The following is a 17,631-nucleotide window of genomic DNA, read 5'->3' on the forward strand; positions in this document are numbered from 1 at the left end:
CCTTGCTGATTCACCGTCTACCTCAGGTTCGCCCGTACCAGCAGATGGACGAGGAACGGGCCGCCGATCGCGGCGGTGACCACACCGACCGGAAGGGTGATCGGCAGCGCCGTGCGCGCGACCAGGTCCGAGCCGATCAGCAGCACCGCCCCCACCAGGCCGGAGGCCACCATCGGCGGCGTCGGGAACCTCGCCAGCCGCATCGCCACCTGCGGCGCCACCAGGGCGACGAACGGAACGGGGCCCGCCGCGCTCACCGCCACCGCGGCCAGCAGGACCGCGCACAGCAGCAGGAGCGCTCGCACCCGCGTGTACCGGACGCCCAGACCTGCGGCGACCTCGTCGCCGAGGTGCATCGGCCTGAACTGGAACGCGGCGGCGGCCATGACGACGAGGAGCACGAGCGTGCACCAGAACGCCACCTCGACCTGGTCCCACGACCGGTCGTCCAGCGAACCGACCAGCCACGCCTGGGCCCTGGCCACGTCCCTGATGTCGGCCGAGACCAGCAGCCAGGTCGTGATCGCCTCCATCACCGCGCTCACCGAGATGCCGATGAGGATGAGCCGGAAGCCGTCGATCCCGCGCCGCCAGGCCAGGAAGTACACCAGCAGCCCCGTGCCGAGGCCGCCCGCGAGCGCCGCCGCGGGCAGGCCCACCGAGCCGACGACCGCCGCGGCGGTCCCGCCCGACACCGTCACCAGGAAGACCGCGACCGCAGTGGCTCCCCCGGTGATGCCCAGGATGTCCGGGCTGGCGAGCGGATTGCGGGCCACGGACTGGGTGACCGCCCCGGACATCCCCAGCGCGGCCCCCACGACGAGGCCGGCCAGGGCGCGCGGCATCCGCAGGTCCATGACCACGAACTCGTCGACCTGTTCGCCCCGGCCGAGGATCGTGGCGATCACCCGGGACAGACCGATGGGGAAGTCCCCGACGCTGATGGAGAGGCAGAACACCAGGAAGGTCGCCGTCAGCAGCAGCAGCGTGACCAGGACGGGCCAGGGCCGCCATACGAACGACACGGGGCCGAACCGTACGCCCGGCGCCACCGATGGGTTCACTTCTTTCCCGTTCACGCGTTCCTGAACTTTCCACGCCACACCAGAATCGCGAAGAACGGGGCGCCGAGAAGGGCGACCACGATTCCCGCGTCCAACTCGCCCGGCCGCACCACCAGACGTCCCACGACGTCGCAGACCAGCAGGACGACGGCGCCGAGCAGACCCGCGTACGGCACCAGCCAGCGGTAGTCCGGGCCGGTCAGATACCGGGCCACGTGGGCCACCATGAGCCCGAGGAACGCGATGGGGCCGCAGGCGGCCGTGGCCGCGCCCGCCAGCAGGGTGATGGCGCAGATGCCGATCGTCCGGCTCAGCGCGATGTTCACGCCCAGCCCCCGCGCCACGTCGTCGCCCAGATTGAGCAGATTGAGGGCCGGCAGGGTGATCAGCGCCAGCAGCAGACCGGCCGCGACGAAGACGGTCACCGGCCCGATGACGTCGAGTCCGACACCGGCCACGGACCCCGCGTTCCAGAACCGCAGCGCGTTCAGCGACTTCTGGTCGGAGAGCGCCACCGCCGTGGTCATCGCCGCCAGGAACACCGTGATCCCCTGCCCGGCCAGGGCGAGCGTCAGCGGATTGCCCGCCCCCCGGCCGATGCTCGCCAGGCCGAAGACGACGATGCCGGCGACCCCCGCCCCCACGAAGGCGAACCAGACGTACTGGAACGGGTCGGCGAAGCCGAACACGGCGATCACCGACACCACGGCGAACGAGGCGCCGGCGTTCACCCCCAGCAGGCCCGTATCGGCGATCGGGTTGCGGGTGTAGCCCTGGATCAGCGAACCGGCGACCCCCAGAGCGGTGCCCGCGACGATCGCGAGCACCGTCCGGGGCACCCGCACGGTCTGCACGATGAGCCGGATCTCGGTGAGCCGCCGGTCGGACTCGGGTGCCGCGAACAGTCCGTGCCAGACCTCGGCGGGACTCAGCGCCCGGGCGCCGACGGCCAGGGACACCGCGGCGGCGACCACGAGGACCGCCACGAGGGCGAGCAGACCCACAAGCCGCCGTCGGCGGGCCCCTGTTGTCCCCCCGGGGGCGGGACGCTCAACTGCAGTCGTGCGCATGACGGCGGTCGTTATCCCTTTGTCCCGGTGCCGTCGGCGACCGGCCGGGCCTCGTCGGAGGCGGACTTGACGCCCCGGTCGAGCAGCGAGTCCAGGATCTCGCCGACCCGTATCGCGGTGTTGGACAGCAGGGACGTCGTGATGCCGTGCGTGTGCTCCGTGCCGCCCTGCAGGTAGATGCCGCAGCGCAGTTCGGGGTCGGTCGAGACGCGGTAGTCGCGCTCGACGCGGACGCGGCCCTCGTCGTCGCGCAGGCAGCGGTCGGCGACCTCGCCGAGCAGGCCGAGGGGATCGGCGGGGCTGTAGCCGGTGGCGAACACCACGACATCGGCGTCCAGTTGCGTCTCCTCGCCCGTCACCAGGGACTTCACGGTGGCGCGTACGCCGTCGGGCGTCTCCTCCACCCCGTTGACCCGGGACACGTTGAGGAAGCGCAGCCGTTCGGTGCCCAGGACCTTCTCCTGGTACATCTGCCGGTACAGGTCGTCGATCAGGTCGATGTCCACCACGGAGTAGTTGGTGTTGCCGTGGTAGGCCATCAGCCGGCTCTTGACGCTGTCGGGCGCGCTGAAGTAGTCGTCGACCGCCCCGGGGTCGAAGATCCGGTTGGCGAAGCTGCTGTCGTCGGCGGGGCTGTAGCCGTAGCGGGAGAAGACCGCGCAGACCTCGGCCCCGGGGAAGCGGCGGTGCAGGTACGCGACGTTCTCGGCGGCGCTCTGTCCGGCGCCCACGACCACGAACCGCCGGGGCGGGGCGCCCTCCAGCCCGTCGACCTTGTGCAGCAGATCGGAGTTGTGCCAGACGCGGTCACCGCGCTCGACGCCCGCGGGCATGAGGGGGCGCAACCCGGTGCCGATGACGAGGTTGCGGGCCCGGTGGACCTCCAGCCCCTCCTCCGACCGGACGGTCACGTCCAGGTACTCCACGGCACCGTCGTGGACGAAGGGCGTCACGGAGACGACCTCGTGGCCGTAGGAGACCATGTCGTCGACCTTGGCCGCGGCCCACTCGAAGTAGTCGTGGAACTCCACCCGCAGCGGGAAGAGGTTCTTGTGGTTGATGAAGTCGATCAGCCGGTCCTTGCTCTGCAGATAGCAGAGGAAGCTGAACTCGCTGGCCGGGTTCCGGAGCGTCACCAGGTCCTTGAGGAAGGAGACCTGCATGGTCGCGTCGTCGATCAGCATGCCGCGGTGCCAGCCGAATCCCGGCTGCTGCTCGAAGAAGTGAGCGGTGACCGGCTCCTGCCTGCCGACGCCTGAGTTGTGCTCGCTCAGCGCGATCGCCATGGCCACATTGGAGGGGCCGAAGCCGACCCCGATCAGGTCGTGGACCAGTGGTGCGTCGCCAGGAAGAACCTGTGACATGTCACTCCCATCGTGCGGGAAAGTCGCCTGTCAGGCGTAGGGAAGGAACGAGAGGCGGGCACGCCGACGGAGTCGCCCACCAAACTTAGGTGAGCCTAAGCTAATCATGCGGGGTTGTCGATAGGGCAATCCGGCACCGACGCACTGACGGACCGTCAAACGCAGCCCGAAATAACCCTGTTGCAAACTAAGGTAAGCCTTGCTTTACTTGCTGCCGGTCTATCCCTGCCCTGAGGAGGAACCCCATGCGGGTCGTCATGTTCGGTTACCAGACCTGGGGCCACCGCACCCTGCAAGCCCTCCTGGACTCCGAGCACCAGGTGGTTCTGGTCGTGACGCACCCCAAGAGCGAGCACGCGTACGAGAAGATCTGGAGCGACTCCGTCGCCGATCTCGCCGAGGAGCACGGCGTCCCGGTGCTGATCCGCAACCGCCCTGACGACGAGGAGCTGTTCGAGCGCCTCAAGGCGGCCGACCCGGACATCATCGTGGCCAACAACTGGCGGACGTGGATCCCGCCGCGGATCTTCGGCCTCCCGCGCCACGGCACACTGAACGTGCACGATTCGCTGCTGCCGAAGTACGCCGGTTTCTCCCCGCTGATCTGGGCCCTGATCAACGGCGAGTCCGAAGTGGGCGTCACCGCGCACATGATGGACGACGAGCTCGACGCCGGCGACATCGTCCGCCAGGAGGCGGTACCGGTCGGTCCGGCGGACACCGCCACCGACCTCTTCCACAAGACCGTCGGTCTCATCGCCCCGGTCACCATCGGCGCACTCGACCTGATCGCCGGCGGGCAGACGGAGTTCACCGAGCAGGACCGCTCCCTGGCGAGCTTCTTCCACAAGCGGTCCGCCGAGGACATCCGCATCGACTGGAACTGGCCGGCACAGGACCTCGAACGTCTGGTCCGCGCCCAGTCCGAGCCGTACCCCAGCGCCTTCACCTTCCACAGGGGCAGGCGTCTGGAGGTCCTCGCCGCGGTGGTGTCCCAGAACCGCTACGGCGGTACGCCCGGCCGCATCTTCTACCGCGAGGGCGAAGGCGTGGTGATCGTCGCCGGAGCCGACGCCCGTACCGGCCGCAACCACGGCCTGGCCCTCACCCGCGTACGTACCGAGGACGGCCGGGAGATGCCCGCGACGGAGTACTTCACCTCCATGGGCGGCTACCTGACCGACCGCCCCTGACGCACCGTCGCCCTCCTGGTCCCGGGGTAGCCCCTGACCCGGCCGGGACCGGTCGGGTCAGGGAGTCGCGGCGGACACGACGTAGACGACGGGGTTCATCGGATCGGTCATGTTCACCGTGATGTCCTGGGTGGGCCTGGGGTTCTTGTTGGTGTGCCTGGTACCCGCCCATTCGACCCCGGGGCCGAACTTCCAGCCCGAGATCTCCTGGTCGCGGGCGCCGATGGTCACCTTGCCGGTCTCCAGGTCGGAGCGCCCGCTGCCCATCCGGCCCAGGAAGCGGTCCAGCCCGGCGGAGGTGGTGCGGAACTCCACGTACAGACGGCTGGCCTTCCAGTTGTTGGTCTCGTAGTACTGCACGTCCAGGGAGTTGCCGGGCATCGGCAGCTCGAAGATCCGGCGCTGCATCCGGGACGGCCAGCCCTCCCGGAGCCCCTGCGCGGAGGCCTCGGCCTCCTTGTTCTGACCGGAGCGGCGGCTCTGCCCGGCGGAGATCAGCAGATAGCCGGCCGGGATGCCGATGAGCAGCACGATGATGGTCGCCGTGATCAGCCGGCGGCGGATCATCCGGCGCCGGTCCTGCGGCGGCCGGCCGTCGTCGGGCGGCGAGGACTGACGCGGCAGGACGGGGTGCTCGGCGGCGGTCATGTGTCTGGGGATCCCTAGGATGTGCGGGTGTTGCGCGTATTACGGATGGTGCTCGCGGCCTGGTCGTAGATCTGGGCGTACCGCTCGTACCGCTCGACGCGGCGGCGGTTGGTACGGCGGAATCTGCGGGCCACCAGCCGGGCCAGGTCCGCGGCGCCGACCATACCCGCCTCCGGGCCGAGCTGTGCCTTGGCGATCCGGGCCTCGGGCCGGTAGCCGCGGCCGGTGAGATGGCGCTTGAAGGCGTCCCTGGCGGGGCCGATGAGCAGATCGTCGGCGGCGCTGACACCGCCCCCGATGACGAAGCAGGAGGGGTCGAGCGCGGCGGCCAGGTTGGCGATGCCCACGCCGAGCCACTGGCCGATGTCCTGGAGCAGCTCGACGCACATCGCGTCGCCCTCGCGGGCCAGTTCGGTGATGAGCGGCCCGGTGATGTCGGGGATGTTTCCCTTGACCCGCTCGATGATTCCGTGGGCCACCGGGGAGTCGGCGGCGGCCAGCTCCTTGGCCTCCCGGACGAGCGCGTTGCCGGAGCTGTACTGCTCCCAGCAGCCGCGGTTCCCGCACGGGCAGCGGTGGCCGCCGGGCACCACCTGCATGTGGCCGAACTCACCGGCGACGCCGTACTTGCCGCGCTTGACCTGGCCGTCCTCCAGGATCGCGCCGCCGATGCCGGTGCCGAGCGTGATCATGACGAGGTGGTCCTCGCCGCGGCCGGCCCCGAAGCGCCACTCGGCCCAGGCGGCGGTGTTGGCGTCGTTGTCGACCATGACGGGGACGACGAGGCGGGAGGCGAGGGCGTCGCGCAGGGGTTCGTCGCGCCAGGCGAGGTGCGGGGCGAAGAGCACCTTGGAGCGGTCCGCGTCGACCCAGCCGGCCGCGCCGATCCCGACGGCGTGCACGTCGTGCCGGTCGGAGAGGTCCAGGACCAGCTCGACGATGGTGTCCTCGACGACCTTGGGGCTCTTGGACTTGTCCGGCGTCTCGGTGCGCAGCTGCTCCAGGATGTTGCCGTCCGCGTCGACGACGCCCGCCATCACCTTCGTACCGCCGATGTCGATGCCGACGGTGGGTACCCGCGGGGCCGTGAGGTGCGAGCGCCGCTCCCGGGTGCCCACGGTCCGCAGGACGGTGGCGCGGGCGGAGCCGCGGTGTGTGAAGTCGCGGTACGTGCTCATCGTCCCTGCGGGGTCTGGGGGAGCCGGGGGCGGTGCTCCCGGCGGCGGACTGCGCCCGTCGGCCTCGATTCTGCCACTGCCCGGACACCGGGGCTGGCGGACCGGTGGGTACGGGGCCGCTGCCGGCCCGGGCTACTCGGGCTTGCCGGGGGCCGGGTGACCGCCGAGACGGGTCGGTGCGGGGGCCCGTTCCAGCTCGTGGCTGAGCTCCTCCAGCTCGCTGCCGCCCGCCATCTGGCGGGTCAGCTCGTCCAGCGTGACGCTCGCCCTGGTGTGGCTGCCGGACATCGCGCCCCGCTTCAGCAGCACGAAACGGTCACCGACCAGATACGCGTGGTGCGGGTTGTGCGTGATGAGGACCACGCCGAGACCCGCGTCGCGGGCGGCCGCGACGTACTTCAGCACGACCCCGGACTGCTTGACGCCGAGCGCGGCGGTGGGCTCGTCCAGGACGAGGACCTTGGCGCCGAAGTAGACGGCCCGGGCGATGGCGACGCACTGGCGCTCGCCGCCGGAGAGGGTGCCGATCGGCTGGTCGACGTCGCGCAGGTCGATGCCCATGCGCAGCAGCTCGGAGCGGGTGGTCTCGCGCATCAGCCGTACGTCGAGGCGCTTGAAGGGGCCGGAGCCGGTGGTCGGCTCGGAGCCGAGGAAGAAGTTGCGCCAGACCGGCATCAGCGGGACGACGGCCAGGTCCTGGTAGACCGTGGCGATGCCGCGGTCCAGGGCGTCGCGCGGATTGGCGAGGGTGGTCTCCTCGCCGTCGATGAGGAAGGTCCCGGCGTCGTGCCGGTGCAGCCCCGCGATGATCTTGATCAGGGTGGACTTGCCGGCGCCGTTGTCGCCGAGGACGCAGGAGATCTCTCCCGCGTGGACCTCCAGCGAGACGTCCGTCAGTGCCTTGATGTTGCCGTAGTACTTGCTGACGTGGTCCAGCTCGACGAGTGCCCGGTGGGGCGCCTCCTGGCCGGCCGGTGCCTTGGGGGCCGTCATTTCGTCGCCTCCGCGCGCTTGCGTACCCATGCGTTGAGCAGGGTGGCCAGGAGCAGCATGGCTCCGAGGAAGAACTTGAACCAGTCCGGGTTCCACTCCGCGTACACGATGCCCTTGCTGGTCATGCCGAAGATGAAGGCACCGACCGCGGAGCCGATCGCGGAGCCGTAGCCACCGGTGATCAGACAGCCGCCGATGACGGCCGCGATGATGTAGATCAGTTCGTTGCCGACGCCCTCGCCGGACTGCACCACGTCGAACGAGAACAGCAGGTGCTGGCCGGAGACCCAGGCGGCGAAGGCGACCCCGAGGTAGAGCCCGATCTTGGTGCGGATCACGGGGACGCCGACCGCGCGGGCCGCGTCGGCCTCGCCGCCGACGGCGAAGATCCAGTTCCCGAAGCGGGTGCGGAGCAGGATCCAGGTGGCGATCGCGACGAGTACGGCCCACCACAGGATGGTGACCTTGAACTCGACGCCGCCGACGGTCCACTGCGAGGCGAAGACCTTGCGGGCCGAGTCGAAGCCCTCCATGTCCCCGATGGACTTGGTGGACACGGTTCCGCTGATCAGCTTGGTGAAGCCCAGATTGAGGCCGGTCAGCATCAGGAACGTACCGAGCGTGATGATGAAGCTCGGCAGTTTGGTGCGGGTCAGCATGAAGCCGTTGAACGCCCCGATGGCCAGGGTGACCAGCAGTGACACGAAGACGCCGACCCAGACGTTGGCGGTCATCTGATAGCTGAACATCGACGAGATCAGCGCGGAGCTGGTGACCAGCACACCGGCGGAGAGGTCGAACTCGCCGCCGATCATCAGCAGCGCCACCGGCGCGGCCATGATCCCGATCGTCGAGGCCGCGTACAGCACCGTGCCGAGGCTGGAGGCGCGCAGGAAGCTGTCGGCGACGACCGAGAAGAAGATGAAGACGGCCGCGGCACCGACCACCGAGCCGAGTTCGGGGCGGCCGAGCAGTCTGCGCAGCGGTGAGGTGCGCATCAGCCGCTCGTCGGCCCCGGCCGGGGCCGACGGTCCGGCGATCGTGCTCATCGGGTCCCCCGCTTCGTGTACTGGGCGAGTTCGGCGGCGTCCTTCGAGGTGATGATCTGCGGTCCGGTGAGGACCGGGCGGCCGCCACCGAGCACATTGCCGTTGTAGCGGTAGAGCCAGAGCAGGTCCACCGCCTCGTACCCCTGGAGGTAGGGCTGCTGGTCGACCGCGAAGCCGAGGGTCTTGTCCTGGAGGGCCGTGGCGACCTTCGCGTTCAGGTCGAAGGTGTCGATCTCGGCCTCGCTGCCCGCGGTCTTCTTCGCCTTGACGGCGGCGTCCGCGAACGGGGCGCCGAGAGTGACGACCGCGTCGATGTTCTTGTCGGCCTGGAGCTTGGCCTCGATGGACGCCTGGACGTCGGGCATGTTGGTGCCCTCGACGTACAGGTTCTGCAGCTGTCCGTGGAAGGTCTTCTTCGCTCCGGCGCAGCGCTGCTCGTGACCGACGTTGCCCTGCTCGTGCAGGATGCAGAGCGCCTTCTTGCGGCCCCGTGCGTTGAGCTCCTCGCCGACCGCCTCGCCCGCGATGGACTCGTCCTGGCCGATGTGGGTGAGCGCGCCGAACCGCTTGGACTCCGCGGAGCCCGAGTTCACCGTGATCACCGGGATTCCGGCCTTGACGGCCTTGGCCACGACGTCCTTCATGGCGTCGGGCTTGGCGAGGGTGACGACCAGCCCGTCGACCTTCTGGTCGATGGCGGCCTGCACGAGCTGGGCCTGCTGCTGCGCCTCGTCGTTGTGCGAGTACAGGAACTTGATGTTGTCCTTGACGGCCGCCTGCTCGGCACCGCGCTGGACGATGTCCCAGAAGGTGTCCCCGTCGCCCGAGTGGGTGACCATGGCGAAGGTCCAGCGGGGTGTGTCCACCGCGGCCCGGCCCTCGGCGGCGCGGGCCGCGCGTTCCTCCGCCCGCTTGCCACCGGTGCTGCTGCATCCCACGAGGGAGACCCCGAGCACCGCCGCAAGCACGGCGCCCATCGCACGTACCCCTGTCCGAACCCTTGCCACGACGCCGTGCCCTTCTTGTGCTGCTCGCTGTGCTGCTTGGAGTGGCCGGCGATGGTGCACACCCGGCCCGGCTGGCCAAGTATCCCCGAGCGGTCGGCGGCGCCGCCCGGCAGGGGCGGGACGCGTGTGTCGGCACCGGGGCGTACGGGACGCCGACGGGTGCGTGCGGCCGTCGTCAGCGTACGAGCAGCTGGAAGTCGAAGCTGTAGCGCGAGGCCCGGTAGATGTGGGAGCCGAACTCGACGGCCCGTCCGGTGTCGTCGAAGGTGGTGCGCTCCATCGTCAGCAGGGCGGCGCCCTCCGTCTCGGCGAGCCCGGCCGCCTCGTCGGCGGTGGCGAGCCGGGCCCCGACGGTCTGGCGGGCGCTGTGCAGGGTGATCCCGGCGCCGCGCAGCAGCCGGTACAGGCCGGTGGCCTCCAGCCGTTCGGTGTCCAGGTCGACGATCCCGGGCGGCAGGTGGTTGCGCAGCAGGGCCAGCGGCTCGCCGTGGGCGTACCGCAGCCGCTCGACGAGGTGTACGCCGCTGCCTTCGGCGACCGCCAGGGCTTCGGCCGTCCCGGGCCCGGCGGGTTCGACGGTGTTGCGCAGGACGCGGGTCGTGGGGTGCCCGCCCGCGGCCTCCAGATCGTCGTAGAGGCTGCTCAGTTCGAGCGGGCGCCGGACCGTGCTGTGCACGACCTGGGTGCCGACGCCGCGGCGTCGGACCATCAGCCCCTTGTCGACCAGCGACTGGATGGCCTGGCGGACCGTGGGCCGGGACAGTCCGAGCCGGGCCGCGAGCTCGATCTCGTTGCCGAGGAGGCTGCCGGGGGCGAGCCGGCCCTCCTCGACGGCCGCCTCCAGCTGCTGGGCCAGCTGGAAGTAGAGAGGGATCGGGCTGGTGCGGTCCACGCCGAGTTCAAGTGCGGCGGGGTCGGTGGTGGGTTTGGACACGCGTGGAGGGTAACCCTCACGTCAGAACCTCCGGTAGTCCGGTCGTCCTGTTGTCCGGACAGCAGGACCAACGAACAAGCCACACATTGTCCTGACATATGGTTGACAGCGCAGCCGCTGGGCGGCACGTTGGGGTCCATGCGCATCGGACTCATCGGCACCGGCCGGATCGGTTCCTTCCACGCGGGCGTGCTGGCCCGCCATCCCGAGGTGGACGCCCTGGTGGTGACGGACACCGACGCGGCGCGGGCCGCCGAGGTGGCGCACCGCACCGGCGCGACGGCCGTGCCGGGCGCCGCCGAGGTGTTCGGCGCGGGGGTGGACGCGGTGGTGATCGCCTCGGCCACCTCGGCGCACGCGGAGCTGATCGGCCGGGCGGCGCGGGCGGGTATCCCGGCGTTCTGCGAGAAGCCGATCGCCCTGGACCTGCCGGGGACCCTGGGCGCGCTGCGCGAGGTCGACCGGGCGGGGAGCGTGCTCCAGCTGGGCTTCATGCGCCGGTTCGACGCGGGCTACCGGGCGGCCCGCGACGCCGTGCGGGCCGGTGCGCTGGGCAGGCTGCACACCGTGCGGGCGGTGACGATGGACCCCGCCCCGCCCCCCGCCGCGTACCTCCCGCTCTCCGGCGGGCTGTACCGGGACTGCCTGGTCCATGACTTCGACATGCTGCGGTGGGTGACGGGCCGCGAGGTGACGGAGGTGTACGCCGCCGGGTCGGACGCCGGGCCCGGGATGTTCCGGGCGGCGGGCGACGTCGACACGGCGGCGGTCCTGCTGACCCTCGACGACGGCACCCTGGCCACCGCGGCGGCCACCCGCTGCAACGGCGCCGGTTACGACGTACGGATGGAGCTGGCGGGCGAGCTGGACCAGATCACGGTCGGCCTGGACGGCCGCACACCGGTCACCTCGGCCGAGCCCCAGGGCCCGTCGGCCCCCGCCAGCCCCTGGCCCGGTTTCCTGGAGCGGTTCACCCCGGCGTACGAGGCCGAACTGGACGCGTTCGTACGGGTGGTGCGGGGCGAGCTGCCCAATCCGTGCGACGGCCGGGAGGCGTGGTTCGCGCTGCTGGTCGCGGAGGCGTGCGAGGTGTCCCGCCGGGAGCGCCGCCCCGTGACGGTCGCGGAGATCACCGAGGGCGCGGCGCAGCCCGTCGCCTGACCGGCGACGGGCCCGGCGCCCGGTTCAGGCGGACGGCGCCGTCCGCGGGTCACGTCCGGTCATGACGGAGTCCGCCGGCTCACCAGCGGACGGGCAGCCCGCGCACGCCGCGCATCAGCATCCCGGGAATCCAGTCCAGCTCCCCGGCCGCCGCGTCCGGCGCGAGGGAGGGGCACCGCTCCAGCAGCGTACGGATCGCGATCCGGCCCTCCATCCGGGCCAGCGGCGCACCCACGCAGAAGTGGACGCCGTGACCGAAGGCCAGGTGCCCCTGGGTGTCGCGGCGGATGTCGAAGGTGTCCGGTTCCGGGTAGCGTCCGCGGTCCCGGTCGGCGCCCGCCAGGGACACCAGGACCGGGGCCCCCGCCGGAATGACCCGCCGGCCGATCTCGACCTGCTCACGGGGATAGCGGAACGTGGCGTTCTCCACCGGACCGTCGTAGCGCAGCATCTCCTCGACCGCGCCGCCGATCAGTTCCGGGTCGTCCCGCAGGGCCGCCAGCTGGTCGGGGTGGTCGAGCAGCGCCCGTACCCCGTTGGCGATCAGGTTGACCGTGGTCTCGTGTCCGGCGACCAGCAGCAGGAAGGCCATGCCCACCAGTTCGTCGGGCGAGAGACCGTCGCCCTCCTCGTCGCGCGTCCTGACCAGGGCGCCCATCAGGTCCTCGCCGGGCGAGCAGCGCTTGTCCTCGATGAGTTCGCGGAGGTACTCGTTCATGGCGCGCACCGCCTCGAACTCCTGCTCCGGCGAGGCGGGGGTGATGACACCGCGCGACAGCCGGCGGAAGGCGCCGCGGTCCAGGTCCGGGACACCGATCAGCTCGCAGATGACGGTCATCGGCAGCGGGAAGGCGAGCGCGTCGACGAGATCGGCGCGCCCGGCGGGCACCATCGCGTCCAGGAGCTCGTCGGTGATCTGCTGGACCCGCGGGCGCAGGGCCTCGACCCGGCGGGCGGTGAACTCCCGGGCGACGAGCTTGCGCAGCCGGGTGTGGTGGGGCGCGTCCAGCTCCAGCATGTTGAGGAAGATGGGGTCGCTCTCGACGGGGGCGCCCGGCAGGCCCCGCCAGTCCTTGGCGAACCGCGGGTCCGCGAGGGTCGCGCGGGCCTCGTCGTATCCCACCACCAGCCAGACGCGCTCGAACTCCTCGGTGCGCACGGTGTGCACCGGGCCCGCGGCGCGCAGCTTCTCGTAGTACGGATACGGGTTCGCGGTGAAGTCCGCGAACGCGCTCAGATCGACATCGACCTCGGCACGGCCACTGGCATCGGACATGGGATCGCCCCTCCCGGTCTGGCTGCTGCCCGGCCCGGCCGCTCCGGACCCGGCCGGTTCAGCCTATGTCGCCGGCTCCGCGCCGTCGTCGTCGAGCAGGCCCGCGTCGTGCACCAACAGCGCGATCTGGACACGGTTGTTGAAGCCGAACCTGGCCAGGATCCGGGAGACCTGCGTCTTCACGGTCGCCACGCTGAGATAGAGCGTCGCGGCGATCTCGGCGTTGGAACGGCCGCGCGCGACGGAGAGCGCGACCTCGCGTTCCCGCTCGGCGAGCGCGGCGATCCGCTGTCGTGCCCGGCCGGCCCGGTCCGCCCGGTCGTCGCGGGGGCCGGTCCCGGCCGCGCGGGCCATCAGCTGACGCGTCACCGCCGGCGAGAGCACCGGATCACCGGCCGCGACCCGTCGTACCGAGTCGAGGATCTGCGCCGGCGCGGTGTCCTTCAGTACGAATCCGGCCGCCCCGGCGCGGATGGCCCGCAGCACCTGTTCATCGGCGTGGAACGTCGTCAGGACGACGACCTCGGGGGCGTCGGGGCGGGCGCGCAGGGACTCGGTCGCGGTCAACCCGTCCATGCCCGGCATCCGGATGTCCATCAGCACCACGTCGGGGCGCAGCCGGTCGACGAGCTCCGCGACCTCCGTGCCGTCCGCCCCCTCCCCCACGATGTCGATGTCGTCGGCGCCGCCGAGCATCAGGGCCAGGCCGGCCCGTACGAGCGGGTCGTCGTCGACGACGAGCAGCCGGACGGGCCGGGCCGCGGGGTCCATCGGGGTGGGGGCGGTCATGACGACAACCGTAGCCAGCCCGGGACGACCGACGTGCCGGGACCGTCGTTCCGGGGGCCGGTGCGAGGCTCAGGCCGGCCACGGCAGCGAGGCCCGGACGCGGAAGCCGCCGTCCGGCCGCGGGCCGTGGTCGAGGCTGCCCCCGGCGAGGGTGGCGCGCTCCGTGAGGCCGATGAGGCCCTGGCCGGAACCGGGGACCTGCTCGAAGGGTTCGGTGGGCGCCGGATTGCACACCTCGACGGTGAGCCCCTCGCCCCGGACGCCGGTGACCGTGACGGTGACCTCGGCGCCGGGTGCGTGCTTGCGGGCGTTGGTCAGGCCTTCCTGGGCGATGCGGTAGACGGTGCGGCCGGTGGCGGCGGGGACCGTGTCGGAGTCGACGACGCGGTTGTCGAGGACGACCTTCATGCCGGCCGTCCGGGACTCGGAGATCAGCGACTCCAGGGTGGCGAGGGTGGGCTGCGGCCGGTCGCCGTCGCTCTCGCCGGGGCTGCGCAGGACTCCGATGATCTCGCGGAGGTCCTGGAGTGCCTCGTGCGCGCTGTCCCGGATGACCCCGGCCGCGCGGGCCACCTCGGCGGTGGGTGCGTCGGGGCGGAATTCGAGGGCGCCTGCGTGGACGCTGAGCAGGGTCAGCCGGTGGGCGAGGACGTCGTGCATCTCGCGGGCGATGGCCTCGCGGGCCAGCCGCTGCGCCTGTTCGGCGCGGAGCTCCGCCTCGGTCTCGGCCCGGCGGGCACGCTCGCGCAGGGTGACGACGAGCTGGCGCCTGGACCGTACGACCATCCCCCAGCTGATCACCAGCAGGGGCAGCAGCACTCCGACGACCGTGGCCCCGGTGAACGAGGTGTCCGGATCGGGGCGCAGATACGGCTGTACGGGGGCGAGGACCAGGGCGAGCGCCCCGATGGCCGCCACGGGCCGGAACGGGCGGTGCACCGCCACACCGAACAGTGCGACGAGCATGGCCCCCGCCGAGACCGGCTCGACCGCGGCGACCAGGACCAGGGTCACCGCGACGCCCACCGGCCACCGCCGCCGCACCCACAGGGCACAGCAGGCCAGCGCCCCGATCACGGCATCGGCGAACAGGACGCCGTCGGGGGTGGTGGGGTCGGCCTCGATCGCGGCCGCCGCGAGCATGGCGATCAGGGCCGCGCAGAGGAAGGCGGTGAGGTCGACGACCCAGTCCCGCACGGTGCGCCGGGAGCGGCCGCGCCGGTCGCCGGGCAGCTCGGGGTCGGCCATCGCCGAGGGCAGCAGCCAGCGGTACTCCGTACGCGTCATGCCACAAAACTACCCAGGGCGGGCGGATGACCCCGGCCACCCGGACGCGTCCAGCGACCAAAGTCCCGGAACACGAGACTTTCGGACGGGCGGGGCCGGGAGGCCGCCGGCCGGTTCAGGGAGCGGCCGGAGTCACCGCACGGCGGCCCCAGGCGGTACCGGCCAGGACGAGCACCGCACCGGCCGCGCCGAGCACGCCGAGCCGTTCGCCGCCGATCGCGATGCCCACGGCGGCGGCCCACAGCGGCTCCGTGCCGAGCAGCAGGCTGACCCGGGACGGCGAGGTGCGGCGTACCGACCACATCTGCACGAAGAAGGCGAAGAGCGTGCAGAAGACGGAGAGGAAGAGCAGCCCGCCCCACTCCCGGACGCCGAATCCCGCGGCCACGGTCCACGGCGCCTCCCCCGTGCCGGGCAGGGCCGCGAGCACGGCGAAGACGGCGACCGAGCTGCCGAGCTGGACCGTGGTCAGCGACAGCGAATCGGCCCCCTGCACCGACTTGATGCGGGCCATCAGCAGCACATGGACGGTACGGGCGAGGGCGGCGACCAGCATCAGCAGGTCGCCGACGGACGGGGTGGTGAATCCGCCGCCCTGGGTCAGCAGCACCACACCGGCGACGGAGAGCGCCGCGGCGGCGAGGAAGGCCCTGGGCGGCCGGACGCGGGTCACGGCGGCCTCGGCGAGCGGGGTGAAGATCATGGTGAGGCTGATGATGAGCCCGGCGTTGGTCGCCGAGGTGTGCACGACGCCGTACGTCTCCACGAGGAAGATCGCGCTGAGGACGAGCCCCAGCAGTCCGGCGCCCCGCCACTGCGCCGCGCCGAGCGCCCGCAGCCTGCGCCGGCCGGCCACCACCAGCACCGGCAGCACGACGGCGAACCGCAGCACGAGGACGGCGAGGACGGTCTGGGCGGTGGTGATGCCCTTGGCCGCCAGATAGCTGGAACCCCACACGGCCGCGACGAGCAGCACGGGCAGATCGGTGAGCCAGGCACGGCGGGACGGGGCGAGGACGGGCACGGCGATCGAGGACACCTGGCGGGTACTCCTGGCTCTCCACAAGGACGATGCGGAGACCTCGACGGCTCGCACGGGGAATGATCACCGTACCGGCGTCACCCCGTCCGGAACAGCCCTCTCAGCCGTCGAGGGGGGAAGCTCCCGAACCGTGCCGGTCCCCCGGGCCGGCAGGTGCGGGTCGAGGCGCCGCCCGGGGTCTCGCGCGCCCCGTCCGTCCTCCGGGAGGAGACGGCCGCCCCGCTTCGGCGTCCGATTCCCGCCGGTGACGGCCTGGCGGAAGGACTTTCCTTGTCCGTACCGAGGCGCACGGCGCATGCCGAAGCGCCCGGCGGAACATCACCGACCTGCGAGGACTCCATCATGAGCACCACCATCACCGGCACGGCCCGGACCGCACTCGTCACCGGGGGCAGCCGGGGCATCGGCGCCGCGACCGCCCTGCGGCTCGCCCGGGACGGCGTCGATGTGGCACTGACGTACGTACAGGACGAGGCGGCCGCTCTGACGGTCGTCGAGAAGGTCCGCTCGTACGGCCGACGCGGCATCGCCCTGCGGGTGGACTCGGCCGACCCGGAGGCGGTCCCGGCGGCCGTGGCGGGGGCGGCGGACGCGCTCGGCCGGCTGGACATCCTGGTCAACAACGCGGGCATCGGTGTCCTCGGGCCCATCGACACCCTCACCCCCGCCGACGTGGACCGGGTGCTCGCGGTCAATGTGCGGGCGGTGTTCCTGGCCTGCCGCGCGGCGGCGGGGCTGATGGAGCACGGCGGCCGCATCGTCTCCGTCGGCACGGCCCTGAGCCGGTACGTGGGCGGTCCCGGCTCCACCCTCTACGCGATGAGCAAGTCGGCGCTGGCCGGTCTCACCAAGCCGCTCGCCCGTGAGCTCGGTCCGCGCGGCATCACGGTCAATCTGGTGCAGCCGGGCCCGGTCGACACGGATCTCAACCCGGCCGACGGCCCGTTCGCCGACGGCCAGCGCTCGGCGACCGCCCTGGACCGGTTCGGCACCACGGACGAAGTGGCCTCGCTCATCGCCTACTTGGCCAGTGACGAGGCGGCGTACATCACCGGCACTGAGGTGACGGTGGACGGCGGCCACGCGGCCTGACCGGCCCTTTCGCGCTCCCGGCGGTGTGCGGGGTCACCGCGGGCGCGGGGTCACCGCGGGCGCGGGGTGACCTCCGCCATCCGGGACCAGCCCTCGCCCGGCACCTCGACGTTGATGATCTCCGGGGTCTCGGCGACGAGATCCGCCATGAGGTCCATGGCCGAGGCGAAGTGCTCGGACTTCACATGGGCCGCACCGGCCTCGGCGGAGGCGAAGGCCTCGAGGAGGACGAACTGGTCGGGGTTCTCGACGCTGTACGACCACTCGAAGAAGACGTTGCCCGGCTCCTGCCGGGTGGCGAGGGTGAAGGGCTCGACGGCCGGGAGCCAGTTGTCGCGCTCTTCGCTGCGGACGGTGAACTTGACGGCGATGAAGATCATGCGCCAAGGGTCGCATATGCCCTGGAGCAGGACCCATCGGGCACACCCGGACGGCGTCGGACCCGGCCCCGGACTCCTGGTCCGGACCGGGTCCGATACGGCCG

Annotated in this window: 17 protein-coding genes; 3 read left to right on the plus strand and 14 right to left on the minus strand. The window is 71.7% G+C overall.

The window, feature by feature from the left end; genetic code table 11:
* Nucleotides 1-17 precede the first annotated feature (17 nt).
* Genes ACWCPY_RS16230 through ACWCPY_RS16240 form a run of 3 tightly spaced genes read right to left on the minus strand, consistent with a single transcriptional unit; the run spans nt 18 to nt 3,498 of the window.
* Nucleotides 18-1,103 carry a FecCD family ABC transporter permease gene (locus ACWCPY_RS16230; RefSeq protein ID WP_451265357.1) on the minus strand — a complete coding sequence of 362 codons (1,086 nt, stop codon included), beginning with the start codon at nt 1,101-1,103 and terminating at the stop codon, nt 18-20.
* Nucleotides 1,076-2,134, minus strand: a complete 1,059-nt coding sequence (locus tag ACWCPY_RS16235; RefSeq protein WP_451265359.1) for a FecCD family ABC transporter permease — start codon at nt 2,132-2,134, stop codon at nt 1,076-1,078. The genes ACWCPY_RS16230 and ACWCPY_RS16235 overlap by 28 nt, the downstream gene beginning before the upstream one ends.
* Before the next feature lie 11 nt (nt 2,135-2,145).
* A complete protein-coding gene (locus ACWCPY_RS16240; RefSeq protein WP_451265361.1) occupies nt 2,146-3,498 on the minus strand; it encodes a lysine N(6)-hydroxylase/L-ornithine N(5)-oxygenase family protein in 1,353 nt (450 codons plus the stop codon).
* 245 nt (nt 3,499-3,743) lie between these two features.
* Here ACWCPY_RS16240 and ACWCPY_RS16245 point away from each other — a divergent pair, with 245 nt between their 5' ends.
* Nucleotides 3,744-4,691 carry a methionyl-tRNA formyltransferase gene (locus ACWCPY_RS16245; RefSeq protein ID WP_451265363.1) on the plus strand — a complete coding sequence of 316 codons (948 nt, stop codon included), beginning with the start codon at nt 3,744-3,746 and terminating at the stop codon, nt 4,689-4,691.
* A 57-nt stretch (nt 4,692-4,748) separates the two neighbouring features.
* Here the strand turns inward: ACWCPY_RS16245 and ACWCPY_RS16250 are convergent, their stop codons facing one another.
* The 6 genes from ACWCPY_RS16250 to ACWCPY_RS16275 all read right to left on the minus strand — a co-directional run bounded on the left by ACWCPY_RS16250 (nt 4,749) and on the right by ACWCPY_RS16275 (nt 10,500).
* Nucleotides 4,749-5,339 (minus strand): hypothetical protein, encoded by a 591-nt coding sequence (locus tag ACWCPY_RS16250; protein WP_451265365.1) that lies wholly within the window; start codon nt 5,337-5,339, stop codon nt 4,749-4,751.
* A 14-nt stretch (nt 5,340-5,353) separates the two neighbouring features.
* The gene (locus tag ACWCPY_RS16255; protein ID WP_072486134.1) at nt 5,354-6,517 is read right to left on the minus strand and encodes an ROK family glucokinase; all 1,164 of its coding nucleotides are present in this window, start codon (nt 6,515-6,517) and stop codon (nt 5,354-5,356) included.
* Nucleotides 6,518-6,649: 132 nt separating this feature from the next.
* Nucleotides 6,650-7,510, minus strand: a complete 861-nt coding sequence (locus tag ACWCPY_RS16260; protein WP_451265367.1) for an ATP-binding cassette domain-containing protein — start codon at nt 7,508-7,510, stop codon at nt 6,650-6,652.
* Nucleotides 7,507-8,559 carry an ABC transporter permease gene (locus ACWCPY_RS16265; RefSeq protein ID WP_451265369.1) on the minus strand — a complete coding sequence of 351 codons (1,053 nt, stop codon included), beginning with the start codon at nt 8,557-8,559 and terminating at the stop codon, nt 7,507-7,509. The genes ACWCPY_RS16260 and ACWCPY_RS16265 overlap by 4 nt, the downstream gene beginning before the upstream one ends.
* Nucleotides 8,556-9,566 carry a sugar ABC transporter substrate-binding protein gene (locus ACWCPY_RS16270; protein WP_451265371.1) on the minus strand — a complete coding sequence of 337 codons (1,011 nt, stop codon included), beginning with the start codon at nt 9,564-9,566 and terminating at the stop codon, nt 8,556-8,558. Before ACWCPY_RS16270 ends, ACWCPY_RS16265 begins: the two co-directional genes overlap by 4 nt.
* Nucleotides 9,567-9,741: 175 nt before the next feature.
* Nucleotides 9,742-10,500 (minus strand): GntR family transcriptional regulator, encoded by a 759-nt coding sequence (locus ACWCPY_RS16275; RefSeq protein WP_451265373.1) that lies wholly within the window; start codon nt 10,498-10,500, stop codon nt 9,742-9,744.
* Nucleotides 10,501-10,638: 138 nt separating this feature from the next.
* Here ACWCPY_RS16275 and ACWCPY_RS16280 point away from each other — a divergent pair, with 138 nt between their 5' ends.
* Nucleotides 10,639-11,661: a Gfo/Idh/MocA family protein gene (locus ACWCPY_RS16280; protein ID WP_451265375.1), complete on the plus strand. Its 1,023-nt coding sequence runs from the start codon at nt 10,639-10,641 to the stop codon at nt 11,659-11,661.
* A 79-nt stretch (nt 11,662-11,740) separates the two neighbouring features.
* Here the strand turns inward: ACWCPY_RS16280 and ACWCPY_RS16285 are convergent, their stop codons facing one another.
* The 4 genes from ACWCPY_RS16285 to ACWCPY_RS16300 all read right to left on the minus strand — a co-directional run bounded on the left by ACWCPY_RS16285 (nt 11,741) and on the right by ACWCPY_RS16300 (nt 16,052).
* The gene (locus ACWCPY_RS16285; RefSeq protein WP_451265377.1) at nt 11,741-12,937 is read right to left on the minus strand and encodes a cytochrome P450 family protein; all 1,197 of its coding nucleotides are present in this window, start codon (nt 12,935-12,937) and stop codon (nt 11,741-11,743) included.
* Between the two features lie 63 nt (nt 12,938-13,000).
* On the minus strand, nt 13,001-13,726 hold the full coding sequence (locus ACWCPY_RS16290) for a response regulator (protein ID WP_451265379.1): 726 nt from the start codon (nt 13,724-13,726) through the stop codon (nt 13,001-13,003).
* Between the two features lie 69 nt (nt 13,727-13,795).
* The gene (locus tag ACWCPY_RS16295; protein WP_451265381.1) at nt 13,796-15,013 is read right to left on the minus strand and encodes a sensor histidine kinase; all 1,218 of its coding nucleotides are present in this window, start codon (nt 15,011-15,013) and stop codon (nt 13,796-13,798) included.
* Nucleotides 15,014-15,128: 115 nt separating this feature from the next.
* Nucleotides 15,129-16,052: a DMT family transporter gene (locus ACWCPY_RS16300; protein WP_451265383.1), complete on the minus strand. Its 924-nt coding sequence runs from the start codon at nt 16,050-16,052 to the stop codon at nt 15,129-15,131.
* A 345-nt stretch (nt 16,053-16,397) separates the two neighbouring features.
* Here ACWCPY_RS16300 and ACWCPY_RS16305 point away from each other — a divergent pair, with 345 nt between their 5' ends.
* Nucleotides 16,398-17,147 (plus strand): SDR family NAD(P)-dependent oxidoreductase, encoded by a 750-nt coding sequence (locus ACWCPY_RS16305; RefSeq protein ID WP_451265385.1) that lies wholly within the window; start codon nt 16,398-16,400, stop codon nt 17,145-17,147.
* 50 nt (nt 17,148-17,197) lie between these two features.
* Here the strand turns inward: ACWCPY_RS16305 and ACWCPY_RS16310 are convergent, their stop codons facing one another.
* On the minus strand, nt 17,198-17,527 hold the full coding sequence (locus ACWCPY_RS16310; protein WP_451265387.1) for a putative quinol monooxygenase: 330 nt from the start codon (nt 17,525-17,527) through the stop codon (nt 17,198-17,200).
* Nucleotides 17,528-17,631: the final 104 nt, after the last annotated feature.

It is taken from the genome of Streptomyces sp. NPDC002403 (assembly GCF_053593015.1).